Source organism: Bradyrhizobium sp. 170 (assembly GCF_023101085.1).
In the GTDB taxonomy this organism is placed as follows: Bacteria; Pseudomonadota; Alphaproteobacteria; order Rhizobiales; family Xanthobacteraceae; genus Bradyrhizobium.
Genome location: NZ_CP064703.1, coordinates 2,494,691 through 2,514,894, shown reverse-complemented (window position 1 = coordinate 2,514,894; position 20,204 = coordinate 2,494,691). Strand labels below are relative to the sequence as shown.

Genomic DNA, 20,204 nt, shown 5'->3' with positions numbered 1-20,204 from the left:
CGTCTCGAAGGATGGGCCGAGGGACCGACTACGGCGCTTTCGGCCGCACGATGGCCCAGCCGACGCGCAACAGCGGCTGGCGGCCGTTCACCATCCATTCGAAGGCGCGCGGCACTTCCGGCACCAGGCCCGGAAAGCGTTGCGCGATCTCGGGAGGCGGCGTGCCTGACGTGTCGGAGGCGCGCCAGACCACGACGCCGCCGGTCTGGCTGAATTTCGCGGCCGACAGCCATGGCGTTCGTTCCGGCGTGGCGTCGAGCAACAGATGCGGGCGCCCGGCGCTCATCGCGATGAAACTCGCCAGTTGCGGATCGCCGGCTACCGCACGCAGCCGCTGATTGGTTCGCCGTTCGAAATTGTCGCCGAAGAACGCGGCAATCGCTTTCGCCGGCAGCGCGGTCGGCACTTCGGCAGCGCCGGTCCACGGCAGAACGAACGTGGTCGCGATCACCGCGACGGCGGGAGCGGCGAGCGCCGCGGCCCAGACCGTGCGCAACACGCGCTGACGCCGCAGGTGAATCAGATCGCCGGTCGCCACGATCACGGCAAGGCCCGACATCAGCAAGGCAACGCCCGCGCCGCCCACGACGTGGTCGAAATTGAACAGCCCGGCCAGGAAACTTCCGAGCAGCGCTGGGGCGATGGCGAAGAAATAGACGAAGTCACGCGCCAGCGGATCGACCGGTGGCCGGTAGATAATCGGCGCTTCCCCGGCATTGCGGGCGAACCAGCCGGAATTGAGGATTGCCAGCACCACGATGGCGGACATCGCCAGCGCCAGGCCGATGAGCAGCCCACCCCATTGCAGGACGCGCGCGCCGAAATCGGAGATCGCGGGCCATGGCGGCATGGCGAGTGCGTCGGCGCGGAGCAGCCAGATCAGATAGGGCAACACCAGGACGGCGATCACGAGCAGCGCATAGAGCGGATCGAGCGACATCAGCACGCGCCGCCCCCGCGCCGTGGCAACGGCAAATCCGGCGAGCAGCAGCAATATTCCGGGCGCGGCTGACGTCGTCAGCAGCAAAAGCCCGGCCTCGATCGACCAGGCGAACCACGCATTGCGCCGGTTCTGGCCGATCAATTGCCAGGAATGCAGCAACAGCAGCGCCCATAGCGGGCGCGCCAGCACCAGCGGGCCGAACTCGACACCGGGCGAGCTGAACGCCACCACCGTCAGCGAGAGCAGTACCGCGAGCACCGCCTGCTGCCCGCCGACGATCGCGCGGGCCAGTTGATAATAGATCCAGAAGGTGACGACGGCGCAGGCCTGCGCCAGCAGATAGACGCCGAACATGTTGTTGCCGGCAGCTCGGAAAGCAATGTCAGCGAGCCAGAACGCCAGCGGCGGACCGAGCCAGGTTCCGACCTGGTATTCCCGTCCGAAGGCCAGCGCGGTCGCAAGGTCGCCGGGCGGGCTGCGGTAGAGCAGCGTCGGCAGGATCAGCCAAAGCCCGGCCTGGGCCAGCACCACGATCCAGACCACCAGGCGCGGCCGGGCGCGGATCAGTTCGACAACGAGCGAGGTGAAGCGCATGAAACGTCCGAATGCCGGGCCGGGCAGCCCTGTCCCCAGGGACGTTTGATAGAGCGCAGGAGCCGCCGAGGCAACCGGCCTCAGATCGTGACTGAAATCTCGGAAGTAATCTCTCCGTCCACGGTAAAGAGATCGGGTTCGACCGTCTCTTGGGCCGTCTCGGGGTAATGTTTCAGCCGCGCGGCGATCACCGGCGCGAAAAACCGGCGGTGGTGGATGCTCGGGCCTAACCGGTCCAGCGCCTCGCGATGTTCCGGCACGGCGTAGCCCTTGTGGTTTTCGAAGCCGTAGCCCGGGCAATCCAGCGCCAATGCGCTCATCAGGCGGTCGCGCGTCACCTTGGCGATGATCGAGGCGGCTGCAATCGACATGACAATGCCGTCGCCGCCGATTACTGCATCGCAGTCGCAGGGCACGTCGATCTTGTCGCGGCCGTCGACAAACGCATGTTGCGGCATCTCCGGCAGCGCACGCACGGCCCGCGCCAGCGCCCAGAGCGAGGCGCGCAGGATATTGTCGCGATCGATCCGCGCCGGCGAGGCAAAGGCGACCGCAAACGACGACGTCGCGCAGATCTCCTCGAACAATTCCTCGCGGCGCTCGGCCGTCAGCCGCTTGGAATCGTCGATACCCTTGGGGATTCGCTTGGGATCGAGCACGACGGCGGCCGCCACCACCGGACCCGCCAGCGGACCGCGCCCGGCCTCGTCGCAGCCGGCCACCGGCCAGACGCCGCGCTTGATCAGCGCCCGCTCGCGGCGAAAGCTCGGCGGCGCGACCGCGATGACGCCCTTGAGCGGCTCGGCTTGTTCCATGCCGGCCTTCTTATCGGTTTTTTTGGCGTTTTTCTTGGCGGACTTGTCCCGAATCATGCCGGGATCGTGCGGAAGTGCGCGCCCGGGCGCAACCGGGAATCCGGCGCAATTCCCGTTATTCAGCGCGCCGCCGTCGCCACTCCCCAGCCTCAATCACATAAACGCTCCGGCTTCCGCGCTTGGGGTCCGCAATCGCCTCCAGATAGCGCATTCCGAGCTTCTCGAGCGCGTGAATGGACGGCCCATTTCGCGGATCGACCAGCCCGAGCAACCTGCCGCATTTGAGTTGCTCGAACCCGAAGACGAGCTGCGCCTCGCCGATTTCGGTTGCGACCCCCTTGCCCCATACCCGGCGTGCCAGGACAAATCCGATCTCAAAATCGTCGGCCTCCAGCGCTTGGCATGGAGACAAGCCTGCGAAGCCGATGACTTCGCCCGTGGGCTTTTCAGTCAGGACCGCCATCCCCGTGAGGCTTTCGCCGAAGGTGAATGATCTCCGGATGAAATCTTCGGCAGCGTCCCTTGCCATCGGCGCTCCGGAAAATGCAAAGCGCATCACATCGCTGTCGCCAAGGATCAGGTTCTGCAGAGTAGATATATCCTCTTCGACCGCAGCGCGCAGAATCAGGCGCGGCGTCGTCAAGATGACGAGCGGCTGCTTTTCCGATACCGGCGCGGGCTTCTGGTCCATCACGCCTGAATACGGCAATTCACCAGCAGATAGAAGTGGCACCGCCCCACTATCAAGGGTTCTATTCCGGCAGATGAACCCGCCGGTCGTTGCCAACCTCGATGCCGGGCGCGACCACGACTTCCCAGGGATGGTTGTCGGGATCGCCGAAATAGCCGGAGTAACCGCCGTAGTCGGTCTGGTGCGCGGGCTTCAATAGCGACGCGCCGCAGGCAATTGCGAAATCCAGCACGGTGTCGACCTCCTCGACGGAGCTGCAATTCCAGGCGAGTGTCGTTCCGCGAAAGGTTTTCGGCCGCGGCTCATCCGGCAGCGTGACGTCGCGGGCGAGTTGATCCCACGGGAATAGCGCGATCAGCGTGCCGCCAGTGTCGAAGAAAGCGACCGCCTCGCCGGTTGCCTGCATTTTTCGGGCAAAGCCGAGCGCTTCGTAAAACGCGATACTGGCGCGCATGTCGGTTACGCCGAGCGTGATGACCGTGAACCGGGGGGTTGGCGGTGATGATTTTCCACTCATGCGACTTACTCCTTCGTCATAGCGAAGCGAAGCAATCCATTGTCACCTCGTGCACGGAAAGATGGATTGCTTCGCTTCGCTCGCAATGACATCAACGGCCTAAAACAAACTCAGTTGCTGTCCGCTTCCCTTCGGCTTGACGAAATGATCGGTCGTCAATTTCAAGCGGCGCTTGTTGAGGCCGAGCTTTTCGCAGGCGATCTCGAACCGCCGCCCGATCATCCACGCCATCGGGCCGGTGCCCTTCATCCGCGTTCCCCACTGCGAGTCGTAATCGCGGCCGCCGCGCATGTCGCGGATCAGGGTGAAGACGTGACGGTAACGGTCGGGATAGTTCGCCATCAGCCATTCGCGAAACAGGTCGCGCACTTCCAGCGGCAGCCGCAGCAGCACGTAGCTTGCTTCCTTGACGCCGGCATGGGCTGCGGCATCGAGAATACGTTCGATCTCGGAATCGTTCAGCGCGGGAATCACCGGCGCGACCATGACGGTCGCGGGAATGCCGGCCTCCGACAATTGCCGGAGCGCCTCCAGCCGCTTCGACGGTGTCGAAGCGCGCGGCTCCATGGTGCGTGCCAGCTTGGGATCGAGCGTGGTCACGGAAATGGCGACCTTGGCCAAATTGCGCTTCGCCATCCGCTGCAGAATATCGATGTCGCGCGTCACCAGCGCCGACTTGGTGACGATGCCGACGGGATGGCCGGCCCTATCAAGCACTTCGAGAATGCCGCGCATGATTTTGTATTCGCGCTCGATCGGCTGATAGGGATCGGTGTTGGTGCCGATCGCGATCATGCGCGGCTCGTAACCCGAGGCGGCCAGTTCCTTCTCGAGCAGTTCGGGCGCGTCCGGCTTGGCCAGCAACTTGGATTCGAAATCGAGCCCGGGCGACAGACCGAGAAAGGCGTGGGTCGGCCGCGCGAAGCAGTAGACGCAGCCATGCTCACAGCCGCGATAGGGATTGATCGAACGGTCGAAGCCGATGTCGGGCGAGTCGTTGCGGGTGATGACCTTGCGCGAGGTATCGAGCGATACCGTCGTCTTGAACGGCGGCAGTTCGTCCAGGCTCTGCCAGCCATCGTCGAAGGCGACCCGCGCCTCGGCCTCGAACCGGCCGCTGGCGTTGGACTGCGCGCCGCGGCCACGCCGCCGCTGGCTTTCGATCGCGACCGTAAGCTCCGGAAAAGGTGTCGCACCCGCCGGTTCGGAGGGCGCCGTGACCGGCGGGTGCTTGAGGGCATGAGAGGATGCTCGGCTCATGAAGCGAACATAGCACGTAGAAAGAACAAATCAAGAACATCAACAAGAACAATTCACAACGAAGCGCAAACGTCGGAAAAGGCATTGGCGCCAGGTGCCGCAAAAAACTGCACGCAAACGGCTGCTTTGATTATGACAAGATGATAACAGTGCAGCGTTTTTCCCCGTGTGAGCCACCGAAGCCTCATTCATGCTGAGCGTGATCATCCCGACCGAAGGAATAGAACAGCCCGCCGTCGCAACATTGGCGGCGCTGGTGCCGGGAGCCGCAGCCGGCGTCATCCGCGAGGTGTTGCTGGTCGACAGGGCTGGCAACGGCGTGATCGAACGGGTGGCCGACGTGGCCGGCTGCCGCTTTCTGGCGTTTGAAGGAACACACGCCGCGGCGCTGGCCGCTGGCGCGCGGGCGGCGCGCTCGCCATGGCTGATGTTCCTGCATGCCGGCGCGGTGCTCGACAGCGGCTGGATCGACGAGACCGCGCAATTCATCCAGAATGTATCGAGCAGCGACCGACCGCGCGCGGGGGTGTTTCGCTATGCCCGCTCGCCCTATGCCGACACGCGGCTGCGCGACGGCTTCAAATTCGTCGCCCGCATGATTGCCGGGCCGTCGGCGGAACAGGGACTTCTGATCGCGCGCGACCATTATGAGCGGCTTGGCGGCTACCGGCCGGATTCGCGCCGTTCCGAGTCGCGGCTGTTGCGCCAGCTCGGCCGCGCCTCACGCACCCAGTTGCGCAGCCGGATCATGGTCGTCGCCTAGGGCGGTACATCGCCGGGCCCAAACACAAAATATCGAAAACAACCCCATGCAAAGTAGAACGGGCCTCGCGCGTCTCGCAGGATGCCTGCTGTCAATATATACTTGCCAAAAGCAACTATATATTTGACAATGGCAATCATTGAGGTGATGCCATGTCCCAACTGGATTCCGAACAAGAAGTCGCTGCGGTTCGCGCCTTCAACCGCTTCTACACCCGCAAGCTCGGCGTGCTGGACCAGCAGCTCCTGAAAAGCCCCTTCTCGCTGAGCGAGGCGCGGGTGCTGTACGAACTCGCCCACCGCGAAGATCTCTCGGCAAAGGAGATCGGAGCCGAACTGGGCCTTGATGCCGGCTACCTCAGCCGCATCGTGCAGAATTTCGATGAAGCCGGATTGATCACCCGCGAACCGCTGCCGTCCGATCGCCGGCAATACCGGCTCGCATTGACCGCCAAGGGCCGTCAGACATTCGCAAAACTCGAGCGCAGCATGCAGGACGAAGTTGCAGCGATGCTGGCGACGTTGCCGCACGACGGCAAAGCGCGCTTGATCGGGGCGATGGCCGTGATCGAACGGCTGCTCGGTGAATCCGGCGGCCTGCCTTCGCCTGCGGTGCTGCGCGAGCCGCGTCCCGGCGACATGGGGTGGGTGGTGCAGAGCCACGGCGCGTTTTACGCCCGCGAATACGGTTTCGATTCCTCGTTCGAGGGCCTCGTCGCGGAAATCGCGGCAAAGTTCCTCGCCTCATTCGATGCGTCACGCGAGCGTTGCTGGATCGCCGATATCAATGGAGCGCAGGTCGGCTCGATATTTCTGGTGCGCCATACAGATGACGTAGCGAAGCTGCGCCTGCTGCTGGTCGACCCGGCCGGGCGCGGACAGGGGTTGGGCCAGCGGCTGGTCGGCGAATGCATCGCATTCGCGAAGGCCTGCGGCTATCGCAGGATCACGCTGTGGACCCAGAGCATTCTGGTTGCCGCGCGCAGGATCTATCAGGAGGCCGGGTTCAAGCTGGTCGCCACCGAGCCGCACCGCAGTTTCGGCCAAGACCTGATCGGCGAAACCTGGGAACTCGAACTGTGAAGCCGGGGCGTCGCGATACCCCGCGGCGCGTCACGCCGGACCTCCTGGATTTTTACATCAAGCGTGCACATGGGTTGCGCGAAGAATGGTATCGCAACATGTGGCATGCGATCTGGTCGTGGCTGGTTAGGCCACGCTGAATCTTCGTCAGGCCGAAGCGCCCTGGGCTTTAGGCCGTCGCAGGTGTTCGTCGAGCCGCGGCATGATCTCGACGAAATTGCAGGGACGCGTGCGGTAATCGAGCTGGGCAGCGAGGATGCCGTCCCACGCATCGCGGCAGGCGCCCGGCGATCCCGGCAGGCAGAAGATGAAAGTCGCCCCCGCAACACCGGCGGTGGCGCGGCTCTGCACCGTCGAGGTGCCGATCTTGGCATGGCTCAGCATGTGGAAGGCGATGGAAAAGCCATCCATCCGCTTCTCGAACAGCGGCTCGACCGCCTCCGGCGTCACATCGCGGCCGGTGAAGCCGGTGCCGCCGGTGGTGATGATCGCATCGACACCTGCGTCGGCGATCCATCGCTTGATGATGACGCGGATCGCATCGACGTCGTCGACGATGATCTCGCGCGCGGCAAGAAGATGACCGGCCGCGGTCAGTCGCTCCGCCAGAGTGGCGCCGGATTTGTCATCGGCCAGCGAGCGGGTGTCCGAGACCGTCAGCACCGCGATGTTGAGCGGCACGAATTCTTTTGATTCATCGATGGAGGACATTTCACTGGATCCCTCGTGTCCCGGACGCGGTGCAGCGTCCTATACGCTGCTCCGCAGAGCCGGGACCTATACTCAAAGAAGCGTCGCGCAACATGGGCCCCGGATCAGCAGCGCATCACCATAGCGCGTCGAAGACGCGCGTGAACGCGCTTTCGGTGCTGCGCAGCATCCGGGGCACGAGACCGTCACAACGCACCCTGAGCAAACGTATTGCAGGCCTGCACCGTGCCCTGCTGATAGCCGGTCATGAACCATTGCTTGCGCTGCGCCGCGGAGCCGTGGGTGAAGCTGTCCGGCACCACCCTGCCCGTCGACTGCCGCTGCAGCGTGTCGTCGCCGATCGCGGTTGCCGTCTTCAATGCCGCGTCGATGTCGCCGGCTTCGATGAAGCCTGGACGCTTCTTTTCCTCGCGGTTGACCCAGACGCCGGACAGGCAGTCCGCCTGCAGCTCGACCTTGACCTGTAGCGCGTTGGCTTCCGCCTTGCTGCCGGCCTGCTGCTGGAGCCGCTGCACGCGCGGCAGGATGCCGAGCAGGTTCTGGATGTGATGTCCCGCTTCATGCGCGATGATATAGGCCGTCGTGAATTTGCAGGCATTGCCCGAACAGCCGCGAAAGCGCGTTTCGACTTCGCGGAAGAAACTGGTGTCGAGGAAGATCTGCTTGTCCGGCGGGCAGTAGAACGGTCCCATCGCCGACTGCGCCATGCCGCAGCGGCCACCATTGGTGGCGTTGCGAAACAGCACGATGCGCGGTCCGGTATAATTCTGTCCGCTGGACTGGAAGATCTCGCTCCAGCGGTCATCGATCTCGCCAAGAATGCCAGCGATCATGCTGCCGACTTCATCCTTCGGCGCACCGGTCTTGGCCGGTCCGGACCTGCGATCGGTCTGGTAGGTCGGCGCCTGGTTGCCGCCGGTCAGGATTTCGGCGCCGCCGATCAGGATGCGCGGATCGATGCCGAAGGCGTAACCGACCAGGCCGAGCACGATGATGGTGCCTATGCCAAGCCCGCCACCGCCCATCGGCAGGCCAAAGCCGCCGCCACCGCCACCCATTCCACCGCCGCCGTCGTCGCGACGGTCCTCGATGTCGTCGCTGCGGCGGAAATCATCGTAGCGCATGGCGGTATTTCCTCATCCCCGGCTGTCTGCTCGAATACCCAACGCTGCAATCACGTAAAATTTCCATTCCATTAATCAATAACCCGCCCGGCAAAAATTGCCTAGTGCGCAAGCCGCCGCAATCTCTGCTGGTATTTCTCTCGGCCATCTCTTTTCGCAATCTTTGCCCGCAGCATTCTTGGTTAAGTCGATTTTTACTTTGCCGGGTCAATGTATCGCCAGTCGGTTGTTTAGTCCCGCGTCGCCGACAGCGTCGCCTGAGTCAGAGTAATTGAGTCATGGTAGAGTCGCGTCGCGGGGCGTCTGCAAGGGCGCCCCGCACTAAATTTGAGTCCGAGTCCAGCGCTCGCATCGTCGTCGGCGATTGCGTCGCCGAGATGTCGAAGCTTCCGGCTGGTTCCGTCGATCTGGTGTTCGCAGATCCGCCGTATAACCTGCAGCTGAAGGGCGACCTCAAGCGCCCCGACGAATCCCATGTCGATGCCGTCAACGACGACTGGGACAAGTTCTCATCCTTTGGCGCCTATGACGATTTCACCCGCGCCTGGCTGCTTGCCTGCCGCCGGGTCATGAAACCGTCGGCGACGCTGTGGGTGATCGGCTCCTACCACAACATTTTCCGCGTCGGTTCGATCATGCAGGACCTCGGCTTCTGGGTCCTCAACGATATCGTCTGGCGCAAGACCAATCCGATGCCGAATTTCCGCGGCCGCCGCTTCACCAATGCCCATGAGACCATGATCTGGGCGGCGCGCGACGAGAAGGCCAAGGGCTATACGTTCAATTACGAAGCGCTGAAGGCCGCCAACGAGGACGTGCAGGCGCGTTCCGACTGGCTGATCCCGCTCTGCACCGGCGAAGAGCGCCTCAAGGGCGCCGATGGCAAGAAGGTACACCCGACCCAGAAGCCCGAGGGCCTCCTGGCGCGCGTGCTGCTGTCGTCGTCAAAACCCGGCGATCTCGTGATCGATCCCTTCAACGGCACCGGCACCACCGGCGCCGTGGCAAAACGTCTCGGCCGCCGCTACATCGGCTTCGAGCGCGACAAGACTTATGCGACTGCGGCTGAAGCGCGCATCGCGGCGGTCGAACCGCTGCCCGAGGCGACGCTGGCGCCGTTCATGACCGCGCGCGACGCCCCCCGTGTGGCATTCTCCGAACTGATCGAGCGCGGCATGATTCCGCCCGGCACCAAGCTGGTCGACTCCAAGAAGCGCCATGGCGCGCTCGTTCGCGCCGACGGCGCCATCATGCTCGGCGACAAGGTCGGCTCGATCCACCGCATCGGCGCGGTGGCCCAAGGCTCCGGCGCCTGCAATGGCTGGACCTTCTGGCATGTCGAGACCAAGAACGGCCTCAGGCTGATCGACGAGCTGCGCGCCGAAATCCGCTCCGGGATGGCGGCGGGGTAACTCCTTCACCGCCGCCACAAGCTTGGTAACGCACTCCGGCGTGCACATGCCCCTCCATGCTGCCACGGCGGCCATGGCGCGAAATGCACCTCCGCCTACCCCCTGCGCAGCTTCCACGATCAACCGGCATGGCAGCCGTGTCAGGCGCGCAGGTGGCCATGCGCCTTTTCGTCCCTATTTCAGGGGATACCTGCTACATTCATTATCCCAAATGAGATTACTGCCATGCGCACGCGAGGCTCCGAGTCGTTCATTGTGCTGCCGCTGCTGCCGATCTTCCTGATCGGCGTGTTTCCAATGCTGCTGTTGAGCTTGCTGGGCCCCGCCGGACTGATCATCCTCGGCATCCTGGTCGCCAGCGCCGGCCTGACCGACATTCTGGACGCCAACAGCACCTTCACCGAGCAAATCATCGTCCACGGTTATGCGCGAGGATCGGAACGCAGAGGGCAACGCACCGCTTTGCGTTCGGAAATTCGCTTTGCGTTGGTGATGATTGCTTCCGGCGCCGCCCTTGCGGTCGCCGGCATAGCTGGCCTGGTCGTATCGTAACACCTGGGCCTTTCACAAACTCGTCGCTTGCGCTTCCCGCCAAAGTTTGAGCATGGACATCCCTGCCCGCGGCAGTGTCGCCGCGCCCCGATTTTTATCGGCAACGAGAGCCAGGGAGACTTTCTGAATGCTCAAATTCTATTTCAACGGATCGCCCAACCCGACCAAGGTCGCCCTCTTCCTCGAGGAAGCCGGCATCGCCTACCAGCCGGTCGCCGTCGACACCCGCAAGGGCGACCAGTTCAAGCCGGAATATCTCGCCATCAATCCGAACGCCAAGGTGCCCGCGATCGACGACGACGGCGTCAAGGTGTTCGACAGCAACGCCATCCTGCTCTATCTCGCCGAAAAGACCGGCAAGTTTCTCCCCGCGAACACGCCGGCCAACCGGGCCGAATTGCTGTCATGGCTGATGTTCGTCGCCACCGGCGTCGGCCCATATTCCGGCCAGGCCGTCCACTTCAAGCATTTTGCGCCGGAAAAAATCGACTACGCCCATAACCGCTACCAGTTCGAGGCGCAGCGGCATTTTGGCGTTCTCAACGACCACCTCGCCAACCGCCGCTATATGGTCGGCGACACCTATACCATCGTCGACATGGACGTGTGGGGCTGGGCCCGCATGCTCCCCTTCGTTCTCGGTGAGGATGCGGTCGCGAAATATCCGAACGTCAAGCGGCTGGTCGACGAGATCATGGCAAGGCCCGCGGCGGCCAAGGCGATCGCGCTGAAGGATAGCTTCAAGTTCAAGGCCGAGATGGACGACGAGGCGCGCGGCAACATGTTCAAGCACATGTCGGTGAAGGCGGCCTGATCAGGCACAGAAATCTTGTAGGGTGGGCAAAGGCGCAGTTGCACCGTGCCCACCTTTTCTTTTCGAAGCATCTCTGAGGCTTGAGGAATGGTGGGCACGCTTCGCTTTGCCCACCCTACAAGCAAGCTCAGCAGCGACTCCCTGGCTCAAACCTCCACAGCGAGCTTTCGCTCTGCCGGAAATGGCCCAAGCACCCGCTCGACCAGCGCAGAATCGCAGTACTCTTTGATCTCCTTGATCTTGCCGTCCTCGATGCGCCAGACCATGCAATATTGATTGTCGTAGCGAAGGCCTGCCTTGGTCACGTTGTCGCCGCGGGCTTCGACCACGACATAATCGCCCTCCGCGATGAAGTTGAATGCGACCGTGCGCGGCCGCACGGCGAAGAACGAGCGGAAGTGGCCCATCAGGCCATTCTGGATGGCGTCTCGCCCTTTGAATGCGTGCGACCAGGAATATTGGCCGGTCACGATCCAGGTCGCGTCCTCGGCGAGATTGTCGACGAAGGTGGTCCCGCTCCGGTTGGCGGAATCCGTGTAGACCTGCTGCACTAGTTTCTTGTTCGCGGCTGCGCTCATGGCGGCTCTCCTTGGGATTTATGCTGCAGATCATCGCGCGCAGAACGTCATTCTTCCAATCGATAATGAGTATGATATATATTCACTCCATGAATTTGAATTCGCTTGACCTCAATCTGCTGGTGGCGCTCGACGCGCTGCTCAGGGAAGCCAGTGTGAGCCGCGCCGCGATGCGGATCGGGCTGTCGCAGCCGGCGGCGAGCCACGCGCTGCAGCGGCTGCGCGATCTGATCGGCGATCCGCTGCTGGTGCGGACCGGGGCGCGTATGGAACTGACGCCGCGGGCCCAGGCGCTGCGCGCGCCTTTGGCGCAGGCGCTCGACCAGGTGCGCTCCCTGTTCATCGCCGACGAGTTCGACGCCGCGAGGAGTGAGCGTCAGTTTCGCCTGATGATGCCGGATCTGGCGGTCGAGCTTCTGATGCCGCCGCTGATGGAGAAGATCACCAAACAAGCCCCGAACGTCCGGATCGACGTGGTGCCGTGGCGGGGCCCCGCGATCTTCACCGCGGAATTCGCCCGCACCATCGACATGGTGATCTCGATCGGCAACGCCTTTACCGGATTTCACCGGCAACGGCTTTACATCGACAGCGACGCCCTCGCCGTTCGGCGCGGTCACCCCGCCGGCGCGCGGCTGAAACGCCACGAAGTCTTTCTCGACGCGCGGCATGTCGCGGTCGTGATCCGCGGCCAGAGCGAGGACCTGATCGACGGCTGGTTACGCTCCAGGGGCATCGAGCGGCGGATCGCGCTGGTCGTGCCCGGCTATATCGAAGCGTTGCACGTCACGGCGCGCACCGACCTCGTCGCCTTCGTGCCGCGCCGCCTGATCGGCGCACTGTCCCGGCAATTGTCGCTTTCAACCATCACGCCGCCGCTCGATCCAGGGATCGACGAGCAGTTCATGTTTTATCCGACCCGCGCCCAGATGGATCCCGGCTCGATCTGGCTGCGCAACATCATGCTCGGCATCGGCCGCGAAATGGAGCGCGCCACAAGGAGGGCTGCGTAGGGTGGGCAAAGCGAAGCGTGCCCACCGTCACGAGCGCGAATGGAGAGATGGTGGGCACGCTACGCTCTGCCCACCCTACAAGCTCACGCTTTCTCCTCGGCGAGCACCTTCTGCACGGCCGGCCGCTCCGACATCAGCTTGCGGTGAGCTGCCACCTTCGGCAGCGTCGCAAGATCGACGCCGTCGCCCTCCAGCCAACCGGCAATCGTAAACAGATAGGGATCGCAGATCGTATACTGCTCGCCCATCACCCACGGCCCCTTCAGCATGTCGCGCTCGATCAGCGCGAACCCTGAGGCCATGGTTTCCGGCACCTTGCGCTTCATGTCGGCGAACGAGGACTCCTCCACGGCCCAGCGATAGCCGCGCATCTTGTGGGCGTGGGAAACATGCACCGTCGAGCAGAGATAGCTGTTGAAGGACTGCGCCTGCGCGAACGCGAAGGGATCGTCGGGCATCAGCCTGGCCTGCGGGAAGCTCTGCGCGATGTAGGCGAGGATTGCCGGCGTTTCGGTCAAGGTGCCACGGTCGGTCACCAGTGCCGGCACCCGCCCCTTCGGATTGATCGCAAGATATTGCGGGGTGGTCTGCTGGCTGTTCTTGAAGTCGAGCCGCTCCGCCGCATAGGAGGCGCCGGCCTCCTCCAGAGCGATATGCGAAGCCAGCGCGCAAGTGCCTGGGGCGTAGTAGAGCTTGAACATGTTGATCCTCTCGGTGGGAACCGGAGGTTAACCGCGCGTCTGTCCGCCGTCCATCCCCGGAACGTTGCAGCGCTCTGCGCCAACACATACCCTGGCGTGCGGTCAGCCTGCGCGCCACGAAGGCGTTCACGCCGCGCGCTGCTGAAGCTTTCCCTTGATGTAGACGCTGACGATCGTGTCATCGGCGGGATAATGCTCAGGCGCAACCGCCGTGATCTGGGCCTGAATGCACTTCCACGTGCCGTTCTCGAACAGGTAGGTATCGGTATAAGTGGTCATGCCGGTCACTTCATTTCCGTCGCGGCGGCGAGTGCATTTGTTGGTGGAGCGCACCAGCGCAACGTCGCCGATGACGGTAATGAGTTCATCACGGACGTCCCAGTAGACGATGACATCAGGATCGAACGCGGTCGCCCAATACTTTAGATAGGTCGCACGATCCCATCGCTGGCCCGTGGACAAGATGGTGATGAAGGCTGGATGAAGTATCGCGTCGTGCGAGGGCACGTCGTTGGTCACGAAATTATGGATGAAGCGGGCGTTCAACGCGCGCAATTCGTCCATGGTGTCAGCCGATTGATGATCACGCACAGCAGGTTGCATCTCTGTCTCCTTGGCCTTTGTCAAAGTGCCAGTTGGCGCGCCTTCTCGGCGGTTGCACTGTCCGCCGGAAAGAAACATTCGATCTTGATCTGTTGCAGCGCCGCGTCCGTCGGCATTGCCAGCGTCGTAAAGGTGGAAAAGAAGGCAAGGCGATAGTCGCCCTTCGCGAGTTGCATCGTCATGACAGGCGAGGACGCCTGCGAATGGCGTGGAAGCCGCCATTCGGCCGACAGCCCGGGATAGGTCATGATTTCATCGAGCAGTTGCGCCGCCGCCCGGCTGCCTTGCGCGACATCGCGATGCAGGATCTGGATCAACTGCCGGGCGAACTCGTCCCAGTTCAACATGAACTGCCGCAGGCCCTTTGGATGAAAAACGACGTGCATGGCGTTGTCTGCAAGCCCGTTTTCCATCTCGTATGAATCACGAAACGGCTTGAGCAGGCGCGCCGACGCCTGATTGCGGATGCGAACATCCCAGTGCCCGTCGATCACGATCCCCGGATAGGGCTCCTGCTGCCGGAGAATAAAATCCAGCGCCTGCCGCACCGGCTGCAAATTTTCGGCCGCCAATCCCTTGTCGCCATAGGGCGGCACAAAGCCCGCCGCGACGTGCAGGGCATTCCTCTCCTCGAGCGGCAGATCGAGCGCGCTGCCGAGCAACTGCACCATCTCGCGGCTCGGCTGCGACCGGCCGGTCTCCAGAAAGCAAAGATGCCTGGCGGACACATTTGCGTCGGCCGCCAGTTCGATCTGCGTAAGGCGGCGCACATTTCGCCAATGCTTCAGCAGGCTGCTGAAATGCCCGGCTGGAATAACCTGCGAATTCTGGTTTGGCGCATCCATGCCGGGCAATCTAGACCATCGCTTCAGAAGGGCAATTACCTCGGATGTAAGTGACCGCCCGACGATTCCCTGCAAGAGTTGCATGCGAACCGCGCGATGAGTTGTCTCGTCGTGCGGGAACACGGGGAATGGCAGGAGCGGTGATGGACGACAACGCAATCACAGAGATCGTGACACAGTATATGGCGGCCTGGAACGAGCCGGACGATACGGCCAGACGCGCCTTGCTCGACCAATGCTGGAGCGACGGCGGCGTCTATCTCGATCCCAACGTCTCGCTGGCCGGGCGTGACGCGCTGGCGACGAAGATCGGCGAGGTGCTGGCCGGGCGGCCCGGGGCACGGCTCGAATTCATGAGCGGCATCGACGTGCATCACAACATGGTCCGCTTTCTCTGGCGCCTGGTGCGCGCGGATGGAACCTGCGGCGACACGTCGATCGATTTTGGCGAAGTCGGTCCCGACGGCCGGCTGGTCAAAATCGTCGGCTTCTTCGGTCCAGCTCCCGGGCTCCCCGTGAATCGTCCGGGTGCATGAGGATTTCCGGTGGGCTTTCGCAGTTGCCCCCTGCCGCCTCTCATGTCATGACGCCCAAGCAGCAAGAGGGGCGTAACATGACTGTTCTCATCGCGGGCGGCGGCATCGGCGGGCTGACGCTGGCACTCAGCCTGCACCAGATCGGCGTTCCCGCCAAAGTTTTCGAAAGCGTGTCCGAGCTGCGGCCGCTCGGCGTCGGTATCAACGTGCTGCCGCATGCGGTGCGCGAATTGATCGAGCTCGGCCTGCACGACAAGCTCGATGTGTCAGCCGTACGCACCAAGGAGCTCGCGTATTTCTCCAAGCACGGCAAGCCGATCTGGAGCGAGCCGCGCGGCATCGAGGCCGGGTACAAATGGCCGCAGTTTTCGGTCCATCGCGGCACGCTGCAGCAGATCCTGCTCGATGCCGCGATCGAGCGGCTGGGAAAAGAGAACATTCTCACCAGCCATCATCTCGCCGGCTGGACCGAGACGGAGAACGGCGTGCGTGCCGAGTTCATCGACAAGGCGACCGGAAAGTCAAAAGGCCATCACGACGGCGCGCTATTGATCGCAGCCGACGGCATCCATTCGGCTGTACGCGAAAAGCTCTATCCCGGCGAAGGCCCGCCGATCTGGAACGGGCGCATCCTGTGGCGCGGCATTACCGACAGCGACGCCTTCCTGTCCGGCCGCACCATGATCATGGCCGGCCACGAGATCCTGAAATTCGTCTGCTACCCGATTTCGAAACAGGCGGACAGCGCGGGCAAATTCAAAATCAACTGGGTGGCCGAGCGGCATATGCCGCCGACCTATCAGTGGCGGCGCGAGGACTATAACCGGACTGCAAAACTCGAAGAGTTTCTGCCCTGGTTCAAGGACTGGAAATTCGACTGGCTCGACGTACCCGGCCTGATCGAGAACTGCCCGCACGCCTACGAATATCCCCTCGTCGACCGCGATCCCGTTGCGCAATGGACATTCGGCCGAGTCACGCTGATGGGCGATGCCGCACATCCGATGTACCCGATCGGCTCCAACGGCGCGTCGCAGGCGATTTTGGACGCCCGCGTCATCACCCGCGAGATCCTGGCGAAGGGCACAACCAACGCCGCGTTGGTCGCGTATGAAGCCGAGCGCCGGCCGGCGACCACCGACCTCGTGATGCTCAACCGCCGCAACGGTCCCGAGCAGGTCATGCAGATGGTCGAAGAGCGCGCGCCCAAGGGCTACAATGTCGTCACCGATGTGCTCTCGCTGAAAGAGCTGGAAGACATCGCCGCCAACTACAAGCGCGTCGCCGGCTTCCAGGTCGAAGGCCTCAACGCCAAGCCGCCGATCGTCCAGTTCAAGCCGGAAGCGCCTCGGGCTGCGAGCTAGCACGCAGGCCTATAGCCTTCGCGGTTTCAACCAGCCGCGCACTGGTCGTGGCGGTAGCCAGCACGGTGCCATCCTCGGCCATCAGCCTTCCCTCCACGAACGCGACGGTCTTGCCGAGCTGGGTGACATTGGCCTCGCCGACGATCGGCCCCGGCTTGGCGGGGCTGAGAAAATTCACGGTCATGGTGATGGTGGCCGTGTAGAGTTTCCCGTCCGTCATGGCGAACACCGCCGGGCCCATGGTGTCATCGAGCATCGCCGAGAGAATGCCGCCCTGCACGAAGCCGGCCGGGTTGCAAAAATCCCGCTTGCCGTCGAAGCCGATGCGGATCCAGCCGTCCTTCGGCCGCGCGTCGAGAAGATGCCAGCCGAGCAGTTTTGATGACGGCGGGGCAGTGAGATTATCGAGGGCGGTGCTGATCATGGGAACCTCCGTTAGGCTCCCGGTCTAACGCAAGCCTGCTGCCAGCATGGTGTCAGCAGGCTTCGGCGCGCCGCGCCTATAGGTCCAGCCCGTGCGCGATCGCTTTGCGCATCACGTTGGGCAGCGCCTCGTCGGCCAGTGTTGCGATCGGCACCCAGCGCATGCCCTCCGGCGCCCGCGTGCCCGCAGCGACATCAGCGGTGTACACCACAAGCTCGAGCGGAAAATGCGTGAAGACGTGGGTGACGACGCCCGCCTTGCGGTGCCAGCGCGCCACGCCCTTGAGCGCAGGCGCCTGCTTCAGCGCAACCTTGTCATCCTGTCCGGCGAGCCAGTCCGATCCCGGTATTTCCGTCATGCCGCCGAGCAGGCCTTTTTCCGCCCGTGTACGGACCAGGAGTTCATCGCTCCGCGTGACGATGAAGGCAGCGCCACGGCGCAGCGTTCCCGTCTTCTTCGGCGCCTTGCGCGGAAACGTCTCCTGATCGCCCCGCACGCGTGCCGCGCAATCCTCGTTCAACGGGCACAACGCGCAGGCCGGCTTCTTTGGCGTGCAGATCGAGGAGCCCAGATCCATCAGCGCCTGAGCGCTATCGCCGGCGCGAGACTTCTCGTCGCCGGCGGGAGACGGACCCAGCAACGTCGCCGCCAATTGCTGAATAAGCGGCTTCGCCTGCGGCAGCGGCTCTTCGACCGCGTAAAGCCGCGACACCACGCGCTCGATATTGCCGTCCACCGGCATGGTTCTGATGTCGAAGGCGATCGCGCCGATTGCCGCCGCCGTATAGGGGCCGATCCCCGGCAATTTGCGCAGGCCTTCCTCGCTGTCGGGAAACACCCCACCATGGTCGCGCAGCACCGCCACTGCGCAGGCATGCAAATTGCGCGCGCGCGAATAATAGCCCAGCCCGGCCCACATCCGCAGCACGTCATCCTGCGAGGCGCGGCCGAGCGAGGCGACATCGGGCCAGCGCGCCAGAAACTTCTCGAAATACGGCCCAACCGTTTTGACGCCGGTCTGCTGCAGCATGATTTCAGACATCCAGACCCGGTACGGATCAGCCCGCTCGCCCGCCGGCGGCCGCCACGGCAACTGGCGGCGATGACGGTCGTACCAGTCGAGCAGCAGCGCGGGGCGCGAGGCGCTGTCGTCGTCCGATTCTGCTCGTCGTTTGGTTTTGGCGACCGCGGAAGAAGTCATCCGTGTACTCTAGTGTCGGAACGCAAAACTCTCCACGTCATGCCCGGGCTTGTCCCGGGCATCCACGTCTTTCTTCTTCGCGGCAGTCCAAGACGTGGATGGCCGGGCATAGGCGAGCGAAGGCACGCCGTCCTTCAGACGGCTATGCCCGGACATGACGGCGGAGATAGCGCTTGCGACGGGCGAGGTGATATAGAAGCCCCCATGGCAAAACCCGGCCCGATCTCGGCAAAACCCCTCTCCGTCCTGCTCAGCGACGTGTTTTCGGACGCCTACGCCAAGCAGGGATTTGCCGCGCGCGAACTGGTGACGCGCTGGGCCGACATCGCAGGACCCGAAATATCAGCCCATTCCGAGCCGCTGAAGATGCAATGGCCGCGGCCGGTGGAGGGGCAGCCGCAGGAACCGGCCACGCTGATATTGCGGGTCGAAGGCCCGATGGCGCTGGAGATCCAGCATTCCTCTGATGTCATCCTGCAACGGGTCAACCGCTTCTTCGGCTGGAGCGCGGTCGGCCGGCTGGCGCTGCGGCAAGCGCCGCTGTCGCGCCGCAAAGGCCCCGCGCCCAGCCGCGCGCCGGATCCGAAATCGGTGGCAAAAGTCGCCGAAACCCTGTCCGCGGTAGAGGACGAGGAACTGCGCGCCGCACTGGCGCGGCTCGGCGCCGCGATCAAGAGAAATTGAGCCCTGGGCGCAGCGCCGCCGCTGCAACCCGCCATTGCCACAACTGGCGTTTCAAGCTAGCGAAGGCTTCTTTTCGTACTTCTTTCGGGCGTGAACGCGCCATTCGGGAGCAGACTTTGATGATCACCCGCCGCGCCTTCACCGCCGCCCTGTCGTTGACCGGGCTGACCGCCCTCGCCGGCTTCTCGCCGCTGCGGCTGATCACGGACGCGATGGCACAGGGCGCTGACGTCGCCAAGCCGCAGTCCCTGCCCGACATGGCGCTTGGACCGGCCAACGCTACGGTCACCATCACCGAATACGCCTCGATGACCTGCCCGCACTGCGCGGCTTTCACCGAAAAAGTGTTTCCGAAGATCAAGTCGGAATTCATCGACAGCGGCAAGATCCGTTTCGTGTTCCGCGAATTCCCGCTCGACATCAAGGCGGCTGCGGGATCGATGCTGGCGCGCTGCATCGCCAAGGACGACGCGCCGAAATTTTTTGCCGTGATCGACCTTCTGTTCAAGCAGCAGAACGACTGGATGGTGAAGAACACCACGGAGACGCTGAGCCGGATCGGCAAGCAGGCCGGCCTCACCCAGGCGCAGGTCGAGGACTGCCTGAAGGATCAGGCGCTGCTCGACAAGATCGCAGCCGACCAGAAGTTCGCGGCCGAGGTGCTGAAGGTGCAGTCGACGCCGACCTTCTTCATCAACGGCGAGATGCTCAAGGGCGAGCAGAGCTTCGAGGAATTCTCGAAGCGCATCAATTCGCTGTTGAAGAGCTGATTCGCGCCGCCGGATTCATATGCGGCCATAAGTCCAGCAAAAGGCTCGACAAAAGCCCTTCAAATCCCTTGGGAAAAGCCCTGCGGGGCCGTTGCCCTCCGGCCTCAGCCTCGCCATTGTCGCGCTCCAGAAGAGCCGCAATGGGCTATCCATCCACACCGACATTGCCTTCTATGGTATTGTCACGGCAGGGAGATTCGCGCCCGG

Annotated in this window: 23 protein-coding genes; 10 read left to right on the top strand and 13 right to left on the bottom strand. The window is 63.3% G+C overall.

What is annotated here, in order from left to right:
* Nucleotides 1-28 precede the first annotated feature (28 nt).
* The 5 genes from IVB05_RS11735 to IVB05_RS11715 all read right to left on the bottom strand — a co-directional run bounded on the left by IVB05_RS11735 (nucleotide 29) and on the right by IVB05_RS11715 (nucleotide 4,820).
* Nucleotides 29-1,537, bottom strand: coding sequence for a glycosyltransferase family 39 protein (locus IVB05_RS11735; protein ID WP_247784367.1), 1,509 nt, complete (start codon nucleotides 1,535-1,537; stop codon nucleotides 29-31).
* An 80-nt stretch (nucleotides 1,538-1,617) separates the two neighbouring features.
* Nucleotides 1,618-2,352, bottom strand: a complete 735-nt coding sequence (locus IVB05_RS11730) for a ribonuclease HII (RefSeq protein ID WP_247786662.1) — start codon at nucleotides 2,350-2,352, stop codon at nucleotides 1,618-1,620.
* A gap of 115 nt (nucleotides 2,353-2,467) precedes the next feature.
* The gene (locus tag IVB05_RS11725) at nucleotides 2,468-3,139 is read right to left on the bottom strand and encodes a GNAT family N-acetyltransferase (protein WP_247784365.1); all 672 of its coding nucleotides are present in this window, start codon (nucleotides 3,137-3,139) and stop codon (nucleotides 2,468-2,470) included.
* Nucleotides 3,105-3,560 carry a VOC family protein gene (locus IVB05_RS11720; protein ID WP_247784364.1) on the bottom strand — a complete coding sequence of 152 codons (456 nt, stop codon included), beginning with the start codon at nucleotides 3,558-3,560 and terminating at the stop codon, nucleotides 3,105-3,107. Before IVB05_RS11720 ends, IVB05_RS11725 begins: the two co-directional genes overlap by 35 nt.
* A gap of 99 nt (nucleotides 3,561-3,659) precedes the next feature.
* Nucleotides 3,660-4,820: a PA0069 family radical SAM protein gene (locus tag IVB05_RS11715; protein WP_247784363.1), complete on the bottom strand. Its 1,161-nt coding sequence runs from the start codon at nucleotides 4,818-4,820 to the stop codon at nucleotides 3,660-3,662.
* A gap of 190 nt (nucleotides 4,821-5,010) precedes the next feature.
* On the opposite strand from IVB05_RS11715, the gene IVB05_RS11710 reads away from it, so the two are divergent.
* Nucleotides 5,011-5,583: a glycosyl transferase gene (locus tag IVB05_RS11710; RefSeq protein ID WP_247784361.1), complete on the top strand. Its 573-nt coding sequence runs from the start codon at nucleotides 5,011-5,013 to the stop codon at nucleotides 5,581-5,583.
* 152 nt (nucleotides 5,584-5,735) lie between these two features.
* Nucleotides 5,736-6,665: a helix-turn-helix domain-containing GNAT family N-acetyltransferase gene (locus IVB05_RS11705; RefSeq protein WP_247784360.1), complete on the top strand. Its 930-nt coding sequence runs from the start codon at nucleotides 5,736-5,738 to the stop codon at nucleotides 6,663-6,665.
* Between the two features lie 147 nt (nucleotides 6,666-6,812).
* Here IVB05_RS11705 and moaB read toward each other — a convergent pair whose 3' ends face one another.
* Together moaB and IVB05_RS11695 are read right to left on the bottom strand one after the other, a co-directional pair.
* Nucleotides 6,813-7,376: a molybdenum cofactor biosynthesis protein B gene (gene moaB, locus IVB05_RS11700; protein ID WP_247784358.1), complete on the bottom strand. Its 564-nt coding sequence runs from the start codon at nucleotides 7,374-7,376 to the stop codon at nucleotides 6,813-6,815.
* 185 nt (nucleotides 7,377-7,561) lie between these two features.
* Nucleotides 7,562-8,500 (bottom strand): neutral zinc metallopeptidase, encoded by a 939-nt coding sequence (locus IVB05_RS11695; protein WP_247784352.1) that lies wholly within the window; start codon nucleotides 8,498-8,500, stop codon nucleotides 7,562-7,564.
* A gap of 278 nt (nucleotides 8,501-8,778) precedes the next feature.
* Between IVB05_RS11695 and IVB05_RS11690 the strand changes: the two genes are divergently transcribed.
* From IVB05_RS11690 to IVB05_RS11680, 3 genes are all read left to right on the top strand, one after another.
* Nucleotides 8,779-9,912 (top strand): site-specific DNA-methyltransferase, encoded by a 1,134-nt coding sequence (locus tag IVB05_RS11690; RefSeq protein WP_247784350.1) that lies wholly within the window; start codon nucleotides 8,779-8,781, stop codon nucleotides 9,910-9,912.
* Nucleotides 9,913-10,137: 225 nt separating this feature from the next.
* Nucleotides 10,138-10,464, top strand: coding sequence for a hypothetical protein (locus tag IVB05_RS11685; protein ID WP_247784348.1), 327 nt, complete (start codon nucleotides 10,138-10,140; stop codon nucleotides 10,462-10,464).
* Nucleotides 10,465-10,591: 127 nt separating this feature from the next.
* On the top strand, nucleotides 10,592-11,278 hold the full coding sequence (locus IVB05_RS11680) for a glutathione S-transferase N-terminal domain-containing protein (protein ID WP_247784346.1): 687 nt from the start codon (nucleotides 10,592-10,594) through the stop codon (nucleotides 11,276-11,278).
* Between the two features lie 146 nt (nucleotides 11,279-11,424).
* On the opposite strand, the gene IVB05_RS11675 is transcribed toward IVB05_RS11680, so the two are convergent.
* Complete coding sequence (locus IVB05_RS11675) at nucleotides 11,425-11,856, bottom strand: nuclear transport factor 2 family protein (protein WP_247784344.1); 432 nt, start codon at nucleotides 11,854-11,856, stop codon at nucleotides 11,425-11,427.
* Nucleotides 11,857-11,945: 89 nt separating this feature from the next.
* Here IVB05_RS11675 and IVB05_RS11670 point away from each other — a divergent pair, with 89 nt between their 5' ends.
* Nucleotides 11,946-12,869, top strand: a complete 924-nt coding sequence (locus IVB05_RS11670; RefSeq protein ID WP_247784342.1) for a LysR family transcriptional regulator — start codon at nucleotides 11,946-11,948, stop codon at nucleotides 12,867-12,869.
* An 83-nt stretch (nucleotides 12,870-12,952) separates the two neighbouring features.
* Here the strand turns inward: IVB05_RS11670 and IVB05_RS11665 are convergent, their stop codons facing one another.
* From IVB05_RS11665 to IVB05_RS11655, 3 genes are all read right to left on the bottom strand, one after another.
* On the bottom strand, nucleotides 12,953-13,570 hold the full coding sequence (locus IVB05_RS11665; protein ID WP_247784341.1) for a glutathione S-transferase N-terminal domain-containing protein: 618 nt from the start codon (nucleotides 13,568-13,570) through the stop codon (nucleotides 12,953-12,955).
* Nucleotides 13,571-13,696: 126 nt separating this feature from the next.
* The gene (locus IVB05_RS11660; protein WP_247784340.1) at nucleotides 13,697-14,173 is read right to left on the bottom strand and encodes a nuclear transport factor 2 family protein; all 477 of its coding nucleotides are present in this window, start codon (nucleotides 14,171-14,173) and stop codon (nucleotides 13,697-13,699) included.
* A 20-nt stretch (nucleotides 14,174-14,193) separates the two neighbouring features.
* Complete coding sequence (locus IVB05_RS11655) at nucleotides 14,194-15,018, bottom strand: helix-turn-helix transcriptional regulator (RefSeq protein WP_247784338.1); 825 nt, start codon at nucleotides 15,016-15,018, stop codon at nucleotides 14,194-14,196.
* 143 nt (nucleotides 15,019-15,161) lie between these two features.
* Between IVB05_RS11655 and IVB05_RS11650 the strand changes: the two genes are divergently transcribed.
* Together IVB05_RS11650 and IVB05_RS11645 are read left to right on the top strand one after the other, a co-directional pair.
* A complete protein-coding gene (locus IVB05_RS11650; RefSeq protein WP_247784336.1) occupies nucleotides 15,162-15,554 on the top strand; it encodes a nuclear transport factor 2 family protein in 393 nt (130 codons plus the stop codon).
* A gap of 77 nt (nucleotides 15,555-15,631) precedes the next feature.
* A complete protein-coding gene (locus IVB05_RS11645; protein ID WP_247784334.1) occupies nucleotides 15,632-16,918 on the top strand; it encodes a flavin-dependent oxidoreductase in 1,287 nt (428 codons plus the stop codon).
* Here IVB05_RS11645 and IVB05_RS11640 read toward each other — a convergent pair.
* Both IVB05_RS11640 and IVB05_RS11635 read right to left on the bottom strand, forming a co-directional pair.
* Nucleotides 16,887-17,342: a PaaI family thioesterase gene (locus IVB05_RS11640; protein WP_247784332.1), complete on the bottom strand. Its 456-nt coding sequence runs from the start codon at nucleotides 17,340-17,342 to the stop codon at nucleotides 16,887-16,889. The genes IVB05_RS11645 and IVB05_RS11640 overlap by 32 nt on opposite strands.
* Before the next feature lie 76 nt (nucleotides 17,343-17,418).
* Nucleotides 17,419-18,543, bottom strand: coding sequence for an A/G-specific adenine glycosylase (locus IVB05_RS11635; RefSeq protein ID WP_247784330.1), 1,125 nt, complete (start codon nucleotides 18,541-18,543; stop codon nucleotides 17,419-17,421).
* Between the two features lie 204 nt (nucleotides 18,544-18,747).
* Between IVB05_RS11635 and IVB05_RS11630 the strand changes: the two genes are divergently transcribed.
* A complete protein-coding gene (locus IVB05_RS11630; RefSeq protein ID WP_247784329.1) occupies nucleotides 18,748-19,227 on the top strand; it encodes a DciA family protein in 480 nt (159 codons plus the stop codon).
* A gap of 116 nt (nucleotides 19,228-19,343) precedes the next feature.
* The gene (locus IVB05_RS11625) at nucleotides 19,344-19,997 is read left to right on the top strand and encodes a DsbA family protein (protein ID WP_247784328.1); all 654 of its coding nucleotides are present in this window, start codon (nucleotides 19,344-19,346) and stop codon (nucleotides 19,995-19,997) included.
* Nucleotides 19,998-20,204 lie beyond the last annotated feature (207 nt).

What these genes read in the sequence shown, in the direction of transcription:
- IVB05_RS11735 (WP_247784367.1), bottom strand. Translation starts at nt 1,537, where the DNA reads ATGCGCTTCACCTCGCTCGTTGTCGAACTGATCCGCGCCCGGCCGCGC.
- IVB05_RS11730 (WP_247786662.1), bottom strand. Translation starts at nt 2,352, where the DNA reads ATGGAACAAGCCGAGCCGCTCAAGGGCGTCATCGCGGTCGCGCCGCCG.
- IVB05_RS11720 (WP_247784364.1), bottom strand. Translation starts at nt 3,560, where the DNA reads ATGAGTGGAAAATCATCACCGCCAACCCCCCGGTTCACGGTCATCACG.
- IVB05_RS11715 (WP_247784363.1), bottom strand. Translation starts at nt 4,820, where the DNA reads ATGAGCCGAGCATCCTCTCATGCCCTCAAGCACCCGCCGGTCACGGCG.
- IVB05_RS11710 (WP_247784361.1), top strand. Translation starts at nt 5,011, where the DNA reads ATGCTGAGCGTGATCATCCCGACCGAAGGAATAGAACAGCCCGCCGTC.
- IVB05_RS11705 (WP_247784360.1), top strand. Translation starts at nt 5,736, where the DNA reads ATGTCCCAACTGGATTCCGAACAAGAAGTCGCTGCGGTTCGCGCCTTC.
- moaB (WP_247784358.1), bottom strand. Translation starts at nt 7,376, where the DNA reads ATGTCCTCCATCGATGAATCAAAAGAATTCGTGCCGCTCAACATCGCG.
- IVB05_RS11695 (WP_247784352.1), bottom strand. Translation starts at nt 8,500, where the DNA reads ATGCGCTACGATGATTTCCGCCGCAGCGACGACATCGAGGACCGTCGC.
- IVB05_RS11690 (WP_247784350.1), top strand. Translation starts at nt 8,779, where the DNA reads ATGGTAGAGTCGCGTCGCGGGGCGTCTGCAAGGGCGCCCCGCACTAAA.
- IVB05_RS11685 (WP_247784348.1), top strand. Translation starts at nt 10,138, where the DNA reads ATGCGCACGCGAGGCTCCGAGTCGTTCATTGTGCTGCCGCTGCTGCCG.
- IVB05_RS11680 (WP_247784346.1), top strand. Translation starts at nt 10,592, where the DNA reads ATGCTCAAATTCTATTTCAACGGATCGCCCAACCCGACCAAGGTCGCC.
- IVB05_RS11675 (WP_247784344.1), bottom strand. Translation starts at nt 11,856, where the DNA reads ATGAGCGCAGCCGCGAACAAGAAACTAGTGCAGCAGGTCTACACGGAT.
- IVB05_RS11670 (WP_247784342.1), top strand. Translation starts at nt 11,946, where the DNA reads ATGAATTTGAATTCGCTTGACCTCAATCTGCTGGTGGCGCTCGACGCG.
- IVB05_RS11665 (WP_247784341.1), bottom strand. Translation starts at nt 13,570, where the DNA reads ATGTTCAAGCTCTACTACGCCCCAGGCACTTGCGCGCTGGCTTCGCAT.
- IVB05_RS11660 (WP_247784340.1), bottom strand. Translation starts at nt 14,173, where the DNA reads ATGCAACCTGCTGTGCGTGATCATCAATCGGCTGACACCATGGACGAA.
- IVB05_RS11655 (WP_247784338.1), bottom strand. Translation starts at nt 15,018, where the DNA reads ATGGATGCGCCAAACCAGAATTCGCAGGTTATTCCAGCCGGGCATTTC.
- IVB05_RS11650 (WP_247784336.1), top strand. Translation starts at nt 15,162, where the DNA reads ATGGACGACAACGCAATCACAGAGATCGTGACACAGTATATGGCGGCC.
- IVB05_RS11645 (WP_247784334.1), top strand. Translation starts at nt 15,632, where the DNA reads ATGACTGTTCTCATCGCGGGCGGCGGCATCGGCGGGCTGACGCTGGCA.
- IVB05_RS11640 (WP_247784332.1), bottom strand. Translation starts at nt 17,342, where the DNA reads ATGATCAGCACCGCCCTCGATAATCTCACTGCCCCGCCGTCATCAAAA.
- IVB05_RS11635 (WP_247784330.1), bottom strand. Translation starts at nt 18,543, where the DNA reads ATGACTTCTTCCGCGGTCGCCAAAACCAAACGACGAGCAGAATCGGAC.
- IVB05_RS11630 (WP_247784329.1), top strand. Translation starts at nt 18,748, where the DNA reads ATGGCAAAACCCGGCCCGATCTCGGCAAAACCCCTCTCCGTCCTGCTC.